19 protein-coding genes are annotated in these 16,999 nt (G+C 71.1%); 14 read left to right on the forward strand and 5 right to left on the reverse strand.

All coding sequences use genetic code 11. The features are described from left to right. The first annotated feature begins 79 nt into the window (after window positions 1-79). Window positions 80-652, forward strand: a complete 573-nt coding sequence (locus ACZ58V_RS20150) for a transglutaminase domain-containing protein (protein ID WP_468189152.1) — start codon at window positions 80-82, stop codon at window positions 650-652. A 7-nt stretch (window positions 653-659) separates the two neighbouring features. Here ACZ58V_RS20150 and ACZ58V_RS20155 read toward each other — a convergent pair whose 3' ends face one another. Both ACZ58V_RS20155 and ACZ58V_RS20160 read right to left on the reverse strand, forming a co-directional pair. Continuing rightward, window positions 660-1,388, reverse strand: coding sequence for a lysophospholipid acyltransferase family protein (locus ACZ58V_RS20155; protein WP_468189154.1), 729 nt, complete (start codon window positions 1,386-1,388; stop codon window positions 660-662). Window positions 1,389-1,575: 187 nt separating this feature from the next. Further along, complete coding sequence (locus ACZ58V_RS20160; RefSeq protein ID WP_471291180.1) at window positions 1,576-1,992, reverse strand: DUF4395 domain-containing protein; 417 nt, start codon at window positions 1,990-1,992, stop codon at window positions 1,576-1,578. Window positions 1,993-2,069: 77 nt separating this feature from the next. Between ACZ58V_RS20160 and ACZ58V_RS20165 the strand changes: the two genes are divergently transcribed. From ACZ58V_RS20165 to ACZ58V_RS20180, 4 genes are all read left to right on the forward strand, one after another. Further along, window positions 2,070-2,483: a thioredoxin family protein gene (locus tag ACZ58V_RS20165; protein ID WP_382839849.1), complete on the forward strand. Its 414-nt coding sequence runs from the start codon at window positions 2,070-2,072 to the stop codon at window positions 2,481-2,483. A 95-nt stretch (window positions 2,484-2,578) separates the two neighbouring features. Then, window positions 2,579-3,070, forward strand: coding sequence for a flavin reductase family protein (locus ACZ58V_RS20170; protein WP_468189156.1), 492 nt, complete (start codon window positions 2,579-2,581; stop codon window positions 3,068-3,070). Window positions 3,071-3,290: 220 nt separating this feature from the next. Continuing rightward, complete coding sequence (locus ACZ58V_RS20175) at window positions 3,291-4,079, forward strand: electron transfer flavoprotein subunit beta/FixA family protein (protein ID WP_184595137.1); 789 nt, start codon at window positions 3,291-3,293, stop codon at window positions 4,077-4,079. Window positions 4,080-4,134: 55 nt separating this feature from the next. After that, window positions 4,135-5,097 (forward strand): electron transfer flavoprotein subunit alpha/FixB family protein, encoded by a 963-nt coding sequence (locus ACZ58V_RS20180; protein ID WP_189724115.1) that lies wholly within the window; start codon window positions 4,135-4,137, stop codon window positions 5,095-5,097. 56 nt (window positions 5,098-5,153) lie between these two features. On the opposite strand, the gene ACZ58V_RS20185 is transcribed toward ACZ58V_RS20180, so the two are convergent. Beyond that, the gene (locus ACZ58V_RS20185; protein ID WP_471291183.1) at window positions 5,154-6,059 is read right to left on the reverse strand and encodes an endonuclease/exonuclease/phosphatase family protein; all 906 of its coding nucleotides are present in this window, start codon (window positions 6,057-6,059) and stop codon (window positions 5,154-5,156) included. A 192-nt stretch (window positions 6,060-6,251) separates the two neighbouring features. Between ACZ58V_RS20185 and ACZ58V_RS20190 the strand changes: the two genes are divergently transcribed. Further along, window positions 6,252-7,553: a DUF6986 family protein gene (locus ACZ58V_RS20190; RefSeq protein WP_468189161.1), complete on the forward strand. Its 1,302-nt coding sequence runs from the start codon at window positions 6,252-6,254 to the stop codon at window positions 7,551-7,553. A gap of 138 nt (window positions 7,554-7,691) precedes the next feature. Beyond that, window positions 7,692-9,395 carry a serine/threonine-protein kinase gene (locus tag ACZ58V_RS20195; RefSeq protein ID WP_471291185.1) on the forward strand — a complete coding sequence of 568 codons (1,704 nt, stop codon included), beginning with the start codon at window positions 7,692-7,694 and terminating at the stop codon, window positions 9,393-9,395. Here the strand turns inward: ACZ58V_RS20195 and ACZ58V_RS20200 are convergent. After that, a complete protein-coding gene (locus ACZ58V_RS20200; protein ID WP_471291187.1) occupies window positions 9,341-10,159 on the reverse strand; it encodes a hypothetical protein in 819 nt (272 codons plus the stop codon). The genes ACZ58V_RS20195 and ACZ58V_RS20200 overlap by 55 nt on opposite strands. 7 nt (window positions 10,160-10,166) lie before the next feature. Continuing rightward, window positions 10,167-11,231: a LacI family DNA-binding transcriptional regulator gene (locus ACZ58V_RS20205; RefSeq protein ID WP_468189168.1), complete on the reverse strand. Its 1,065-nt coding sequence runs from the start codon at window positions 11,229-11,231 to the stop codon at window positions 10,167-10,169. Between the two features lie 171 nt (window positions 11,232-11,402). Here ACZ58V_RS20205 and ACZ58V_RS20210 point away from each other — a divergent pair, with 171 nt between their 5' ends. From ACZ58V_RS20210 to ACZ58V_RS20240, 7 genes are all read left to right on the forward strand, one after another. Next, window positions 11,403-12,356, forward strand: a complete 954-nt coding sequence (locus ACZ58V_RS20210; protein ID WP_471291189.1) for an ROK family protein — start codon at window positions 11,403-11,405, stop codon at window positions 12,354-12,356. 105 nt (window positions 12,357-12,461) lie between these two features. Further along, on the forward strand, window positions 12,462-12,929 hold the full coding sequence (locus ACZ58V_RS20215) for a hypothetical protein (protein ID WP_468189174.1): 468 nt from the start codon (window positions 12,462-12,464) through the stop codon (window positions 12,927-12,929). Between the two features lie 46 nt (window positions 12,930-12,975). Continuing rightward, window positions 12,976-13,449: a helix-turn-helix transcriptional regulator gene (locus ACZ58V_RS20220; RefSeq protein WP_471291191.1), complete on the forward strand. Its 474-nt coding sequence runs from the start codon at window positions 12,976-12,978 to the stop codon at window positions 13,447-13,449. 10 nt (window positions 13,450-13,459) lie between these two features. Beyond that, entirely contained in the window at window positions 13,460-13,873 is a 414-nt protein-coding gene (locus tag ACZ58V_RS20225; RefSeq protein ID WP_215123247.1) for a VOC family protein, read from the forward strand. 98 nt (window positions 13,874-13,971) lie between these two features. Continuing rightward, window positions 13,972-16,383, forward strand: coding sequence for an ATP-binding cassette domain-containing protein (locus tag ACZ58V_RS20230; protein ID WP_468189180.1), 2,412 nt, complete (start codon window positions 13,972-13,974; stop codon window positions 16,381-16,383). A 73-nt stretch (window positions 16,384-16,456) separates the two neighbouring features. After that, complete coding sequence (locus tag ACZ58V_RS20235; RefSeq protein ID WP_468189183.1) at window positions 16,457-16,681, forward strand: hypothetical protein; 225 nt, start codon at window positions 16,457-16,459, stop codon at window positions 16,679-16,681. A gap of 66 nt (window positions 16,682-16,747) precedes the next feature. Further along, window positions 16,748-16,987 (forward strand): hypothetical protein, encoded by a 240-nt coding sequence (locus ACZ58V_RS20240; RefSeq protein WP_468189186.1) that lies wholly within the window; start codon window positions 16,748-16,750, stop codon window positions 16,985-16,987. Window positions 16,988-16,999: the final 12 nt, after the last annotated feature.

Raw genomic sequence — 16,999 nt, forward strand, 5'->3', positions numbered from 1 at the left:
CGTTCTTCTGATGCATAAATATACGGTCACCCGAAAATGCATTGACCCATGGGTGATCTCGTCCCTATGCTCTGCCTGCATGCAGCTGATCCAGGAAACCCCAGACCTCTCTGCCTACTTGGCCGCCGACGAGGTGATCGACCACCACCATCCGCTCGTTCGCGAGACGGCGGCCAAGCTGGCCGAGGGCGTGGCGAACTCGTATGAGTATGCGCAGGCGGCGTTCGCATTCGTGCGCGACACCATTCCGCACTCGCAGGACTCGGGCGATCTCCGTGTCACCTGGCGCGCCTCCGATGTCCTGGAACAGCGCACCGGCATCTGCTACGCCAAGGCCCACGCGCTCGCGGCGCTGCTGCGGGCCGAGGACATCCCGACCGCGCTGTGCTACCAGGAGCTGGGGGTGGTGCACGGTCTGGTCGCCGTGCGGTTCGACGGCGCGTGGCACCGGCAGGACCCCCGGGGCAACAAGCCGGGTGTGGACGCGCGGTTCTCCCTCGACGGCGAGCGGCTCGCCTTCACACCCGACCCGGCGTCCGGAGAGACGGACTGTCCGGTCCTGTACGCCGCGCCTCACCCGGTCGTGCTCGGCGCCCTCACATCGGCCCGCGACCGGCCCCACTTGTGGGAGACGCTCCCCGCCACGCTTTGAGGGCCTGTCAGCGCGCCTCCGCCGCCCGCACCTGCTCCGGCGTCGGTGCCGTGCCGCCGAGGTGGGCCGGCATCCACCAGGTGTCCTCCGGGCCCTTCGGGCGTACGGGGTAGGCGCGCTGGGCGGCTTCGAGGAGCTCCTGGACGCGCTCGCGCAGCTGGCGCGTGATCGCGCCCGCGTACTTGTCGCGGGAGGCCTCGATCGCCTCGCCGACCCGGATCGTGATGGGGATGTGGCTGCGCTTGAAGTTGCGGGGGTGTCCCTTCGTCCACAGCCGCTGCGTGCCCCACACCGCCATCGGGATCAGCGGGACGCCGGCCTCCTGCGCCATGCGCGCGGCGCCCGACTTGAAGCTCTTCAGCGTGAACGACTGCGAGATGGTGGCCTCCGGGAAGACCCCGACGATCTCGCCCGACCGCAGCGAGTCCAGGGCGTGCGCGTAGGCCGTCTCGCCCTGCTTGCGGTCCACGGGGATGTGCTTCATGCCGCGCATCAGCGGGCCGGAGACCCGGTGCCGGAAGACGGACTCCTTCGCCATGAAGCGCACGAGACGCTTCTGCGGCAGGGCCGCCAGGCCGTCGAAGACGAAGTCCAGGTAGCTGATGTGATTGCTCACCAGCACGGCGCCGCCCGAGCGCGGGATGTTCTCCGAACCCTGGCAGTCGATCTTGAGGTCCCACGCCTTGAACAGCGTGCGGGCGAAACCGACGACGGGACGGTAGACGAGCTCTGCCATGGGCGGGTCGGACCCTTCCTGCTCTGCCTGGGAAGGGATTCCCAGCGGAAAGTTACGCAGCCGTAGGTTTACGGCTTGTCGCAGATCGTGCCCGAAGAACGGCCGGGTAGCCAGTCCTCGTGCCCGCCGGGGAGGAGATTCTCGTCACGTCGCCCGCGTGATCCCACCTCGTGCTTTTACGCCCGTATTACTCCGCGCGCACCGCCACCCGCCGCACGAGCAGGTACAACTCGCAGCCCAGGCAGTACCCGAATGCCGCGTTCAGGAAGGCCGCCGCGAGCGCCGCGCCGGTCGCCGCGAGTCCCAGCCAGTCGGGCCCCAGGGTGTAGCCGACGAGCCCGAGTCCGGCGAAGAGCAGCCCCACCGCCTGGGCGAAACGCGGTGGTTCGGGCGCCTCGAAGTCGGCCGGCGGTCCGAGCCGCGGCCGTACGGCCTTCCGGAACAGCAGGCCGTACGGGGACCGGCCCACCCCGCCCGCCGCGCCGAGCAGGATCGCCAGCGTCTGCCAGGCCAGCAGCCACGCGCTCCCCGTGACCAGAACGACCGCCAGGACGACGGCCGTCACGGCCGCGCCGAAACGCGGCCCTCTCGCATCGATGTCCATGGAACCAAGCATTCCGCAACGCGGCCCCGTTGAGAGCGCGGGAATCTTTGCGGTCTCGTGAACGCTTGAACCAGGTGATGACCGGACTGGTGGTGTGTGTCCTGGTGCTCGCGGCGGCGAGCGCCTACGGAGTGCTGCAACGGCGGCGGAGCGGGAGAGTGCGGGTGCGCGGGCGGGACGACGGCAAGCGGCTGGGTGCGGCGGAGCTGGGCGCGGAACTCGGCGAGCGGGCGACGCTCGTCCAGTTCTCCAGCGCCTTCTGCGCGCCCTGCCGGGCGACCCGGCGGGTCCTCGGAGAGGTCGCCGGCGTGGTCCCGGGCGTGACCCACGTCGAGATCGACGCCGAGGCCCAGCTGGACCTCGTACGACGGCTGGACATCCTCAAGACCCCGACCGTGCTGGTCCTCGACGCCGACGGCCGGGTGGTGCGGCGGGCCACCGGACAGCCGCGCAAGGCCGATGTGATCGCCGCGCTGGGGGAGGCGGTGTGAGGTCCCGGCGCGGCCGGTGAGGGCGTCCAGTGAGTCATCTCCCACATCACGAAACGAACTTGACTGCGCACACCATTTATCGTCAGCCTGACCCCATGCCTTCGGACCTCCTCGCCACGCCCGATCTCCTGCGCTCGGTCTTCCGGCGACACGCGGCGGGGGTCGCCGTGATCACGGCTCGTGGCGACACCGGTCCGGTGGGCTTCACCGCCACCTCCCTCGCCTCCGTCTCCGCCGAACCGCCCCTGCTGTCCTTCGGCGTCGGCACCGGCTCCTCCAGCTGGCCCGCGATGGCGGCGACCGATCATGTCGGCGTCCACATCCTCGGCGAGCACCAGCAGGAGCTGGCCGCCACCTTCGCCCGCAACGGAGCCGACCGCTTCGCCGCGCCCACCGTCTGGCGGGAGGGGCCCGAGGGCGTACCCCTGCTCGACGGTGTGCTGGCCTGGCTGGTGGCCCGGGTCGTCGCCCGCGTGCCCGCCGGAGACCACCGGCTCGTGCTCGCCGAGGTCCTGCACGGGGACCCCACGGGCACCGGCCGTCCGCTCCTCTATCACCAGGGGCGTTTCCGGAGACTGCCCGACTGAGGGGCGTACCCCCCGGGCTGCGGGACCGTCGAGTTCCGGTTACGCTGCGTTGCGAAGGTCACAGTTCAAAGCGCTTGCTTAGCGGGAACGAACTGGGTGTACTGACGAGTAATATTTCGCTCGGAGCGTGGGTCGCCCCGACCGGAATCGGCCGCTTGAGGCGCCTATGCTGCCTGCAAGTAGGCAGCCGAGAAATGACGATTGCAGTAGGAGAGCCGGCGTGAGCTTGAGGATCGTTGTCACTGTGAAGTACGTGCCCGACGCCACTGGCGACCGGCACTTCGCCGATGACCTGACCGTCGACCGGGACGACGTGGACGGTCTGCTCTCCGAGCTCGACGAGTACGCGGTCGAGCAGGCGCTGCAGATCTCCGAGAACTCCGACGACGACGTGGAGATCACCGTTCTGACGGTGGGCCCCGAGGACGCCAAGGACGCCCTGCGCAAGGCGCTGTCCATGGGTGCCGACAAGGCGATCCACGTCGAGGACGACGACATCCACGGCACCGACGCCATCGGCACCTCCCTGGTCCTGGCCAAGGCCGTCGAGAAGGCCGGCTACGACCTGGTCATCTCCGGTATGGCCTCCACCGACGGCACCATGGGCGTCGTCCCCGCGCTGCTCGCCGAGCGCCTGGGCGTCCCGCAGGTCACCCTGCTGTCCGAGGTGTCGGTCGAGGACGGCACGGTCAAGGGCCGCCGCGACGGCGACGCCGCCACGGAGAGCCTGGAGGCCTCCCTGCCGGCGGTCGTGTCGGTGACCGACCAGTCGGGCGAGGCGCGCTACCCCTCCTTCAAGGGCATCATGGCCGCGAAGAAGAAGCCGGTGGAGTCCTGGGACCTGTCCGACCTGGACCTGGAGGCCGAGGAGGTCGGCCTCGAGGGCGCCTACACCACGGTCGACAACGCGGCCGAGCGCCCGGCCCGTACCGCGGGCACGATCGTCAAGGACGAGGGCGAGGGCGGCAAGCAGCTCGCTGAGTTCCTCGCGGGCCAGAAGTTCATCTGAGCCCGGCATTCGCTGACCGCCCCTCATCTTTCGCAAGCAGGAGAGAAGAAGTCCCATGGCTGAAGTTCTCGTCTACGTCGACCACGTGGACGGCGCCGTCCGCAAGCCCACCCTGGAGCTGCTGACCCTGGCCCGCCGCATCGGCGAGCCGGTCGCCGTCGCGCTGGGCAACGGCGCCGCCGACACCGCCGCCGCGCTCGCCGAGCACGGCGCGGTCAAGGTCCTCACCCACGAGGCCGCCGAGTACGCCGACTACCTGGTCGTACCGAAGGTGGACGCCCTGCAGGCCGCGCACGAGGCCGTGTCCCCGGCCGCCGTGCTGGTCCCGTCCTCGGCAGAGGGCAAGGAGATCGCCGCGCGTCTGGCGCTGCGTCTGGGCTCCGGCATCATCACCGACGCCGTCGACCTGGAGGCCGGCGACGAGGGCCCGGTGGCCACGCAGTCGGTGTTCGCCGCGTCCTTCACCACCAAGTCCCGTGTCTCCAAGGGCACCCCGGTCATCACGGTCAAGCCCAACAGCGCGGCCGTGGAAGCCGCCCCGGCCGCCGGCGCGGTCGAGGCGCTGTCGGTGTCCTTCTCCGCGCAGGCCACCGGCACCAAGGTCACCGGCCGCACGCCGCGTGAGTCGACGGGCCGCCCGGACCTGACCGAGGCCGCGATCGTGGTCTCCGGCGGCCGTGGCGTCAACGGCGCGGAGAACTTCGCGATCATCGAGGCGCTCGCCGACTCCCTCGGTGCCGCCGTCGGTGCCTCGCGTGCCGCGGTGGACGCGGGCTGGTACCCGCACACCAACCAGGTCGGCCAGACGGGCAAGAGCGTCTCGCCGCAGCTGTACATCGCCTCCGGCATCTCCGGCGCGATCCAGCACCGCGCCGGTATGCAGACCTCGAAGACCATCGTCGCGATCAACAAGGACGCCGAGGCCCCGATCTTCGACCTCGTCGACTACGGCATCGTCGGCGACCTCTTCGACGTCGTCCCGGCCCTCACCGAGGAGATCAAGACCCGCAAGGGCTGATCGACCCCGGCCGCAGAAGGCCCCCCGTGACCGCACGAACGGTCACGGGGGGTTCTTCATCCCAGGGTCAGCGAGGCCTGCACCGGCAGATGGTCGCTCGGGTACGTCCCGTCCACGGAGAAGGTGTTCATCCCTGCCCAGTGCGTGGTCACCCCGGGCGTGGTGAGGATCCAGTCGATGCGCCGCCCGCCGGGCCTGAGCGCCCGGTAGCCGTGGTGCGTCCCGTACGCCGGACCCCGCGAGGCCGCCGCGTCCCAGGCGTCCACCAGCCCGATGTCCAGCATGAGGCCGTACACCCGGTTGTCGTGTGCGGCCGCGTTGAAGTCGCCGGTGACGATGACCGGTAACGACCGGTCCCACCCGGCGATCGTCTCGCCGATGAGCCCCACCGAGCGTTCCCGGGCGTACTGGCTGACGCTGTCCAGATGGGTGTTGAGGACGTAGAACTCCCGTCCCCCGTCGGCGAGGTCGGCGAAACGGACCCAGGTCACCATGCGCAGCCAGTCCGCGCCCCAGGTGTTCGAGGCGATCGCGTACGGGGTGCCGGACAGCCAGAAGTGATCGAACTCGATCGGGTCGAGTCTGCGCGTGTCGTAGAAGATCGCCATGAACTCGTCCTTGCTGCCGCCCCCGCGTCCGGTGCCGATCCAGTCGTAGTGCTCGCCGAGATCCTTCTCGATCGCGCGCACCTGCCGGTAGAGCCCTTCCTGGGTGCCGATGACGTGCGGTCGCTCGCGGCGCAGCAGTTCTCGCATCACCGGCCGGCGCACCTCCCAGCGCGGTGTCGTGTCGACGACGGTCCCGAAGCGGACGTTGAACGTCATGACGTCCAGGGCGCCCGGGTGCTCGCCGGCGGAAGCGGGCTGTGTGGGGCCCGCGGTGGTGAGCAGCGGTCCTGTGACGACGGCGGCGGCCGCCGCCTTGAGCCCGTGGCGGCGCGTCACTCCGACCTCGTTCGGCACGTGGTCTCCCTCCCCTTGCACGTCAGGATGAAGCTTGCCTTCTGAATACGGAAGATGAGGGCGGGTCGGCAGTGACCGAGGGTGAAGGATGGGGAATCCCACTTCAAGATGGTGTTGACCAGGGTGAAGATCGACCGTTAGCTTCGTACTGCGGATTATTGATTCCGCTCTACGGAAAATGGAGGGCTTGGGATGGGGCAGGGCCGACAGGAGAAGGTGGCGACGAGCCTCGCGGGCGCCGTCAGCGAGGAGATCAGCGCCTCCCTCGCGGCGGTCGACGCCGAACTGGAGCGCCGCTACCCCGGAGACCCCGGCACGCGCCAGCCCGTCCACACCGTCTACGTACCGGGCGACGTCTTCGCCGCCGACACCGTCCGCTCCTGGGGCGACCGTGCCCTGGCGGCCCTCGACGAACACGCCCCGGACGCCGCGTCCTTCGCCGCCGTCCTCGGCCTCGCCGAGGACCTCGCCGAGCCCGTCCACGCGCGCGTGCGCGCCAAGCTGGAGCGCGAGCCGATCGAGGACCTGCGCGTCGACTTCGAGGACGGCTACGGCAACCGCCCCGACGCCGAGGAGGACGAGGCCGCGGCCCGCGCCGCCCGGCTGATCGCGGAGGCGTACGAGGACCGCACCGCGGCCCCTTACATGGGCATCCGGATGAAGTGCATGGAGGCGCCCGTACGCGACCGTGGCATCCGCACCCTGGACATCTTCCTCACCGGCCTGATGGAGGCCGGCGGCCTGCCCCGCGGGCTGGTGCTCACCCTGCCCAAGGTGACCTACGCCGAGCAGGTGACCGCCATGGCGCGGCTGCTGGACGCCTTCGAGAACACCCACGGCCTGGAGCCCGGCCGGATCGGCTTCGAGATCCAGATCGAGACCAGCCAGTCCATCCTCGCCGCCGACGGCACCGCCACCGTCGCCCGCATGATCCAGGCCGCCGAGGGCCGCGCCACCGGCCTGCACTACGGCACCTTCGACTACAGCGCCTGCCTCGGCGTCTCCGCCGCCCACCAAGCCAGTGACCACCCCGCCGCCGACCACGCCAAGGCCGTCATGCAGGTCGCGGCGGCCGGCACCGGAGTCCGCGTCTCGGACGGCTCCACCAACGTGCTGCCCGTCGGCCCCACCGAGAAGGTGCACGCCGCCTGGCGCCTGCACTACGGACTCACCCGCCGCGCCCTGGCCCGTGCCTACTACCAGGGCTGGGACATGCACCCCGGCCACATCCCGACCCGGTACGCGGCCGTCTTCGCCTTCTACCGCGAGGGCTACGAGCAGGCCGCCGCCCGTCTCGCCCGCTACGCCAACCGCACCGGCGGCGACGTCATGGACGAACCCGCCACCGCCAAGGCCCTCAGCGGCTACCTGCTCCGGGGCCTGGACTGCGGCGCCCTCGACATCGGCGAGGTAGCCCGGCTGACCGGCCTGACCCGCGCCGACCTGGAGAGCTTCGCGACGCCCAGGCGGGCCGACCTGACGGCGTCCGCCTGACGGCCTCGCCTCGGCCGGCACGTACCGGCCCTGTCACAGCCGTCACCGCCGGCTTTCGTCGTCATCGCCGCCCCGTACTCTGTACGCCACGTACTGACGTGTCGGTGGATCCAGCGGTGTCACAGGAACGGGGCAGCGGTGTCAACGGGGGAGTACGGGCAGACCGAGGAGGCCGGTCGGCTGCTGGCAGGCCGCTATCGCGTCGCGGGCAGGCTGGGGCGCGGCGGCATGGGCATCGTCTGGAAGGCCGTCGACGAGGTCCTCGGCCGCGAGGTCGCCGTCAAGGAACTGCGCACCTACACCGACGTGGCCGGCCCCGAACTGGCCGCTCTGCGACTGCGGATGCAGCGCGAGGCGCGTGCGGCGGCCCGGGTGCGCCACCCCGGCGTCATCGCCGTGCACGACATCGCGGAGGTCGACGGCCGGCCGCTCATCGTCATGGAACTGGTCGACGGGCCGTCCCTGGACGACGTCCTGCGCGAACGCGGCACGCTGGACCCGCGCGAGGCGGCCGGTATCGGCGCCAAGGTGATGGACGCGTTGTCCGCCGCCCACCGGGCGGGCGTCCTGCACCGAGACGTGAAGCCAGGCAACATCCTGCTCGACCGCTCGGGCCGGGTCGTCCTCACCGACTTCGGCATCGCCACCATGGACGACCCGGGCGACGGTTCGACCACCCACCTCACCCGCAGCGGCGAACTCGTCGGCTCCCTCGACTACCTGGCCCCCGAGCGTGCCCAGGGCGCCGACCCGGGCCCCGCCTCCGACATCTGGGCCCTGGGCGCCACGCTGTACGCGGCCGTCGAGGGGGCCTCGCCCTTCCGCCGTACGTCCACGTTCTCGACCCTCACGGCGATCGTCACCGAGCCGCTGCCGGAGCCCCTGCGCGCCGGCCCGCTCGGCCCCGTCCTCCAGCGGTTGATGGACAAGCGCCCCGAGGCCCGCCCGGAGGCCGACCAGGCTCGAGAGCTGCTCCAGTCGGTGGCGGACTCTGGCGCTACGGACACGCCGACATCTCCGTTGCGAGACCCCGCGGCATCGGAATCGGCATCGCCCTCGCGCCCGGAGACGGAGCGGAGCGTGCCTGCGGTACCGCCGGGGTTCGGACCACCGCAGCACGTACAGCCGGGCAGCACCGACCCTGACTCCTCCGCTCCCACGAGTCCGGTCAACTCCGGCCGCCCGCCCCGCCGTAGGTCCCGCGTCCTGCTCGCCGCCGCGGCCGCCACCGTCGTTCTCGCCGCAGCCGGTGTCACGGCCGCCGTGCTCAGCGACTCCGGCGACAAGGAAACGGGCACCCGGACCGACGCCGCCCGCGAAGATGCCGCGGCCTCCTCCGAGCCCGGTCGCACCGACGACGGCTCGAACGCACCCCGGCCCACCCAGCAGGGCGACGAGAAGGGCAAGGCCCCCTCCAGGAAGCCCGGCGACAAGAAGGCCCCGGAGCCCACCGGCGGGGCGGACACCCCGGCGCCCGCCGAGTCCTCCGGCGGCAGCGACACCGGAGACGGTTCCGGCGACGGCGGGACGGGCGGCGCTCCGACCACCCCGGCCCCCGAACCGGCCTGCCACGCCATCGGCGGCGGCAAGTACAACTGCCAGGTCTGGAAGACCGCCGACTCCTACACCGCCTCCGGCGCCAAGGTCGGTGTCCTCAACGCGGGCACCAACTACTTCTACTGCCAGCAGAACCTGGGCCGCCGCGAGACGGACGGCCGGTGGACCAACGTCTGGTGGGCGAAGACCGACGACGACAGCGGCAACACGAACGTCTGGGTCAGCGACGTCTACGTCAAGGGCGGGGACAACGACGGCCCCGTCCCCGGGCTCCCGGTCTGCTGAGACCCCGTCGGCCGGGAGCCGACGTACCGCTCCAGGCCGGAGGCGGTCACCAGCTTCTCCTCGATGAACAGCCGTGTGCCCCGCTCGCACAACCGCCGGTCGCCGCGGGCCCGCGCGCTGAACTCCTCGGGCACCACGCCGAAGAGCTCCCTGAACCGCGGCAGGCCGGAGAGCAGCTCGGTGAGCAGCGCCCGCTGGCCCGGGTGGGTGCGCGGCACGCCGCTGCCGTCGTGCAGGACCCCGTGCCGGTTGACGTACGCGTACGCGCCGGGCAGGCGGGTGCCGTCCGCGAGGTCGATCCGCACATCGGGCGCGGGCAGCCAGGCACGGTTGAAATTGCCGTTCGGCAACGGCGCGCCCTCGCTCGCGTCGATCACTGTGAGCTGCTCGTCGTCGAGCCAGAGGACGAACAGCTCCCGCACGGTGTCCGGGGCGCTGACGGGCGAGGCGGACATGTACCCCATGCGGCTCACATGCGCCGAGACGCCCGCGTCGACGCCCCGCACCCGGGTCTTCACCATCGGGAGAGGGGACATGATCCCGAACTCGGCCATCTTGTGCCGCAGTTGTCCCGGGCAGGCGTTGGAGCCGATGGCGAGGACCGGCGTGCGGTCCTCGTACGCCAACTGCTCCAGCGGCAGGAAGCAGTCTCCGTCGAGGAGCCCGGAGTCGGCCGGCCACGCGCCCGGATACAGCAGCGGATGCTCGCGCGGCGCCTCGGCCAGGCCGAGTGCCCGCAGCGTGCGAGCGGTGAGGTGATCCATGGGCCGCTCAGTCCGCCGGGGGCAGCTCGCCGGAGCCCCGGGTGATCAGCCGGGTCGGCAGCTCGATGCGCTCGGGGGCGATCTGGGTGCCGTCCAGTTGCCGGAACAGGCGTTCCGCGGCGGTGCGGCCGATGTCCGCCGCGTCCTGGGCGACGACCGTGACGCCCGGCTGGAGCAGGTCGGCCAGCTCGATGTCGTCGAAGCCGACCAGGGCGACGCGGCGGGCGTGCTCGGCGAGCACGCGGATCACGGTGACCGTCACCCGGTTGTTGGCCGTGAAGATCGCGGTGACCGGGTCCGGGCCGGACAGCATCTCCTCGGCCGCCCTGCGTACCCGCTCGGGGTCGGTGACGCCGAGGGACATCCAGGAGTCCGCCACCGGTATGCCCGCGTCCTCCATCGCGGCCCGGTAGCCGCGCAGCCGCTCGGCGGCGGTGTGGATGCGGGGCATGTCGCCGATGAAGCCGATCCGGCGGTGCCCGTGCGCGATGAGATGGGCGACGCCGCCGCGGGCTCCGCCGAGGTTGTCCGACAGGACCACGTCGGCGTCGATGTACCCGGCCGGCCGGTCCACGAACACCGTGGCTACGCCCGCCTTGAGCTCCGGTTCCAGATACCGGTGGTCGTCACCGGCCGGAATCACCACAAGACCGTCCACTCGCCGCGCGCACAGGGCCAGCACCAGCTCCTGCTCACGCTCCGGGTCCTCCGCACTGGAGCCGTTGATCAGCAGGGCGCCGTGCGCGCGGGCCACCTCCTCGACCGAGCGGCTCAGCGGTCCGTAGAACGGGTCCGCGAGGTCCTCCAGGACCAGGCCGATGCTGGCCGTGCGGCCCTTGCGCAGCACCCGCGCGCTGTCGTTGCGGCGGAAACCGAGGGCGTCGATCGCCTCCTGGACCCGCCGCTCCGTCTCCGGGGTGACCCCCGGCTCCCCGTTCACCACCCGGGAGACCGTCTTGAGCCCGACTCCGGCGCGTGCCGCGACGTCCTTCATGGTCGGCCGGGTGCCGTAGCGCGTTGCGGATCGGAGGGGGGTCTGGGGCACGGTGCGGTGTCCTGTCCTGTCGTCCACGGGGGTGCGGCGGTCCTGGGTTTGTATGAGGATGTGGCGTCGAGCATAGAGCCTGGACAACGTTGTCAGGCTCGGGGGAGACTGTCCACCGCAATCTCCGGCCCGCGCACCCGTGCGGGACCGGTGCCGCTCGGCGTTCTTTCTCATGGTTGACGGGGAGATCCGACACTGATGCACACCGACCTCGTGGCCGCGCTCGACATCGGCGGCACCAAGATCGCCGGCGCTCTGGTGGACGGCCACGGCCGGATCCTGGTCCGCGCCCAGCGGCCGACGCCCGCCCGGGAGGACGGCGACACCGTGATGCGGGCCGTGGAGGAGGTGCTCGGTGAGCTCACCGTGTCGCCGCTGTGGGAGCGCGCCACGGCCGTGGGCATCGGCAGCGCCGGGCCCGTAGACGCCTTGGCGGGCACGGTGAGCCCGGTGAACGTGCCCGGCTGGCGCGGCTACCCGCTCGTCGGACGCGTCCGGGCCGCGGCCGGGGACCTGCCCGTCGAGCTGATCGGCGACGGTGTGGCGATCACGGCGGCCGAACACTGGCAGGGCGCCGCCCGCGGCCACGACAACGCGCTGTGCATGGTCGTCTCCACGGGTGTCGGCGGCGGCCTGGTGCTCGGCGGTCGGCTGCACCCCGGGCCCACCGGCAACGCCGGCCATATCGGCCACATCAGCGTGGACCTCGACGGCGATCCGTGCCCGTGCGGTTCGCGCGGCTGCGTCGAGCGCATCGCGAGCGGTCCCAACATCGCCCGGCGCGCCCTGGAGAAGGGCTGGCGGCCCGGTCCCGACGGTGACACGTCCGCCGCCGCGGTGGCCGCCGCCGCCAGGTCCGGCGACCCGGTCGCCGTCGCATCCTTCGAGCGTGCCGCCCAGGCCCTGGCCGCCGGGATCGCCGCCACCGCGACCCTCGTGGAGATCGACATAGTGGTGATCGGCGGGGGAGTGGGCAAGGCCGGCGACGTCCTCTTCGCCCCTCTGCGCAAGGCTCTGAGCGCCTACGCGACCCTGTCCTTCGTCCGGCGGCTGACCGTGGCACCGGCCCAGATGGGCACCGACGCCGGCCTGGTGGGCGCCGCGGCGGCAGCACTCGCGAAGCGGACGGATACGGCCGCGGCGGGGGTGTGAGACCGGGCAGGAACGTTCAGGCGGTGGGGCCGGGGCGCCTCAGGGGCCCCACCCGCCCCTGACGCGGAAGGAACCGCTCCGGCCCGGCGCGGCATCTGGCCCGGCGTGAGTGTCGGGATGCTGTTCTTCGGGCTGTTCTTCATGGGCGGGTGGGCGGCGGCTCTCGGGGCGCTGGTGGCAGCCGTGGTCACGCTGGTGCGGGTCTGGCCGCGGGACTGGACGCGCCGCCAAGGGCATCCCGCGGTACGGCTGCTGCTGCCGGCGCCCGCGTTCCGGCGCTTCGACGCGGCGCTCGCCGTGACGGCCCTGCTGGCCGACCTGTGGTTCGTGTCGGCGATCCTCGTGTTCGGGGCGGACGGCGTCTTCACCGAGGACTGGATGGGCTACCCCGGCATGGTCGATTCCACCGGGCGGGGATACCAGGCCGCAGTCGTGAGCGCACTGCGCTCCACCGCGTGGTGGACCTTCGGGATCGCGGTGCTCGGCCGCTGCTGGATCACAGCGGGTGTGCAGATGTGCCTCCTGCCGCTCGCGGCCTGGTGGATCGGAACGTTCGACACGTACTTCACCTGACAGGCCCCGGCCCGGGATACCGGCTTCTCCCTCCGAAATCGACCAAATGTCCGTGCGATGTGGCACGATCCCGCTTGTGACCAGCAGACCCACCTCGGCGCAGCGCCTGCGTGACCTCGCGCGCCTGCGCCGGGTCAAGGACCGGATCGACCGGGAGTACGCACAGCCGCTGGACGTGGAGGCGCTGGCACGGGGTGTGCACATGTCGGCCGGGCATCTCAGCCGGGAGTTCCGGCAGGCGTACGGCGAGTCGCCGTACAGCTACCTCATGACGCGGCGCATCGAGCGCGCGATGGCCCTGCTGCGTCGTGGCGACCTCAGTGTCACCGAGGTGTGTTTCGAGGTCGGCTGCTCGTCGCTGGGCACCTTCAGCACCCGCTTCACCGAGCTGGTCGGCATGCCGCCCAGCGCCTACCGGCGCGAGGCGGCGCGCGCGACCGCGGGGATCCCGTCGTGCGTGGCGAAGCAGGTCACCAGACCGGTCAGGAATCGAGAAGCGCCCACCCCGAGCCAAAACTAGCGTGGTGGCCATGGACCTCAACATTCACGCCAGTTTCCTGCCGCACGACGACCCGGACGCCGCCCTGGCGTTCTACCGCGACACTCTCGGCTTCGAAGTCCGCAACGACGTCGGGTACGAGGGCATGCGCTGGATCACGGTCGGGCCCGTCGGCCAGCCCGGCACCAACATCGTCCTGCATCCGCCGGCCGCCGACCCGGGCATCACCGAGGACGAGGGCCGCACCATCGCCGAGATGATGGCCAAGGGCACCTACGCGAGCATCGTCCTGGCCACCACCGACGTCGACGGCGCCTTCGAGCGGCTGCAGGCGGGCGACGCCGAGGTGGTCCAGGAGCCGGTGGACCAGCCGTACGGCGTCCGCGACTGTGCCTTCCGCGACCCCGCGGGCAACATGATCCGCATCCAGCAGCTGAAGCCGTGACGCCGTAGCGGCGGCCGGCCCCCCACACCCCATCCCCCGCGCCGCACCCCCCGGTTCGGTGCGGGGGACAGAACGTCCGAGCGACAGATGGAGACACGATGAACAAGGCCACGACGACGGACAGACAGTCGCCCGGGCCGCACGCTGCCGACAGCCATGACGTGATCCGCGTGCACGGTGCGCGCGAGAACAACCTCAAGGACGTCAGCATCGAGATTCCGAAGCGCAGGCTCACGGTGTTCACGGGCGTCTCCGGCTCGGGCAAGAGCTCCCTGGTGTTCGACACGATCGCCGCGGAGTCGCAGCGGCTGATCAACGAGACGTACAGCGCCTTCCTCCAGGGCTTCATGCCGAACCTGGCCCGGCCCGAGGTCGATGTGCTGGACGGGCTGACCACCGCGATCACCGTCGACCAGCAGCGCATGGGATCCGACCCGCGCTCCACCGTCGGCACCGCCACCGACGCCAACGCGATGCTGCGCATCCTCTTCAGCCGGCTCGGCACGCCGTACATCGGCCCGCCCGGCGCGTTCTCCTTCAATGTCGCCTCGGTCTCGGCGAGCGGCGGGATCACGGTCGACCGGGGTGCCGACAAGACCAAGACGCAGAAGGTGACCTTCAGCCGTACCGGCGGCATGTGCACGCACTGCGAGGGCCGGGGCAAGGTCTCCGACATCGACCTCACCCAGCTGTTCGACGACTCCAAGTCGCTCTCCGAGGACCCGTTCACCATTCCCACCTACACCGGGGACGGCTGGGTGGTGCGGGTCATCGCCGAGTCGGGCTTCTTCGACAAGGAGAAGCCGATCCGCAAGTACACCAAGAAGGAGCGGCACGACTTCCTGTACCGCGAGCCGACCAAGGTGAAGGTCAACGGCGTCAACCTCACCTACGAGGGGCTGATCCCGAAGATCCAGAAGACCTTCCTCGCCAAGGACCGCGAGTCGATGCAGCCGCACATCCGGGCCTTCGTGGACCGGGCGGTCACCTTCACCGAGTGCCCCGAGTGCGACGGCACCCGGCTCAGCGAGCTGGTCCGCTCCTCCAGGATCGGCAAGGTCAACATCGCCGACGCCTGCGCGATGGAGATCCGCGACCTGGCCGAATGGGCCCGCGGGATCGAGGATCCGTCGGTGGCGCCGCTGCTCGCCAAGCTCCGGCACACCCTGGACTCGTTCGTGGAGATCGGGCTCGGCTATCTCTCGCTGGACCGGGCCTCGGGCACGCTCTCCGGTGGCGAGGCGCAGCGCACCAAGATGATCCGGCACCTCGGCTCCTCGCTCACCGACGTCACCTACGTCTTCGACGAGCCGACCATCGGACTGCACCCCCATGACATCCAGCGGATGAACAACCTGCTGCTGCGGCTGCGCGACAAGGGCAACACCGTGCTGGTGGTGGAGCACAAGCCGGAGACGATCGCCATCGCCGACCATGTCGTGGACCTCGGCCCCGGCGCAGGCACGGCGGGCGGCACCGTCTGCTTCGAGGGCACCCTGGAGGGGCTGCACAAGAGCGGCACCGTCACCGGCCGTCATCTCGGCGACCGGGCAGCGCTGAAGGAGACGGTCCGCAAGCCCACCGGCACCCTCGCGATCCGCGGCGCGACAGCGAACAACCTGGACAACGTCGACGTCGACATCCCGCTCGGCGTGCTCACCGTCGTCACCGGTGTCGCGGGCTCCGGCAAGAGTTCGCTCGTGCACGGTTCGATCCCCCGACAAGCGGGGGACGAAGGCGTGGTGTCGATCGACCAGACCGCGATCCGCGGCTCCCGGCGCAGCAACCCTGCGACGTACACCGGGCTGGCCGACCCGATCCGCAAGGCCTTCGCCAAGGCCAACGGCGTGAAGCCGGCACTCTTCAGTGCCAACTCCGAGGGCGCCTGCCCCACCTGCAACGGCGCCGGTGTCATCTACACCGACCTGGCGATCATGCAGAGCGTCGCCACCACCTGCGAGGTGTGCGAAGGCAAGCGGTTCGAGGCGTCGGTGCTGGAGTACCGCTTCGGCGGCCGCGACATCAGCGAGGTGCTGGCGATGTCGGTGACCGAGGCCGAGAAGTTCTTCGGCGCCGGTGAGGCACGCACCCCGGCGGCCCACCGGATCATCGAACGGATGGCGGACGTCGGACTCGGCTACCTCACCCTCGGCCAGCCGCTCACCACCCTCTCCGGCGGCGAGCGGCAGCGGCTCAAGCTGGCCACGCACATGGGAGACAAGGGCGGGGGCCGTTCCGTCTTCGTACTCGACGAGCCGACCACCGGTCTCCACCTCGCCGACGTGGAGCAGCTGCTCGGGTTGCTCGACCGGCTCGTCGACGCCGGCAAGTCGGTCATCGTCATCGAGCACCACCAGGCGGTCATGGCACACGCCGACTGGATCGTCGACCTCGGCCCGGGCGCCGGACACGACGGCGGCCGGATCGTCTTCGAGGGCACCCCGGCCGAACTCGTCGAGGCCCGCTCCACCCTGACCGGGGAGCACCTCGCGGCCTACGTGGGCGCCTGACGCGGAGGCGAAAGGCGGGCTGAACGGCCCATCCCGGCGCGCGCCCGGCGCCGTCCCCGCGCACCCTGGTGCCATGGCGTCCGTGAAGCCCGTCGTGGTCTACCCGCCCGCCGTGGACGGCGGCCGGCGGGTCCGTGTGGACGACCAGTTCCTCGGGATCGCGTACGGGCTGCTGGACGTCGCCGAGTTCCTGCGGCGGGCGGGGATCGAGGACGCGGACGAGGCCTACGCGGCGTCGTCGGGGCTGATCGAATGGCGCGGTGGCGGGCCCGGGACCTGGGACAGCGGTCCCGAATGATGCCGTAGCGTCGCCCGAACGGCCCAGTGGCGTGACCCCGGAGCGGGTTCGGCAGTTGAGTCGGTCATGAAGAAGCGCAGCATGCTCGCCATCGCCTCCCTGGCCACCGGCTTCGTCGTCGCGGCGGTCACCCCGTCGCACGCTGTCGGAGAGAAGCTCCCCGGGATCAACGTGGACGAGACTCTCAACACGCTCAACCAGGCCGTCGGCAAGGACGGGCTGTCCATGGCCGGGAAGGACGGCGTCCAGAAGAAGGGCGTCCAGAAGAAGGGTGCCCCGAAGAAGGGCGTTCAGAAGAAGGGCTGACGAGCCGCTACA

This window comes from Streptomyces sp. NPDC040589 (assembly GCF_055594445.1).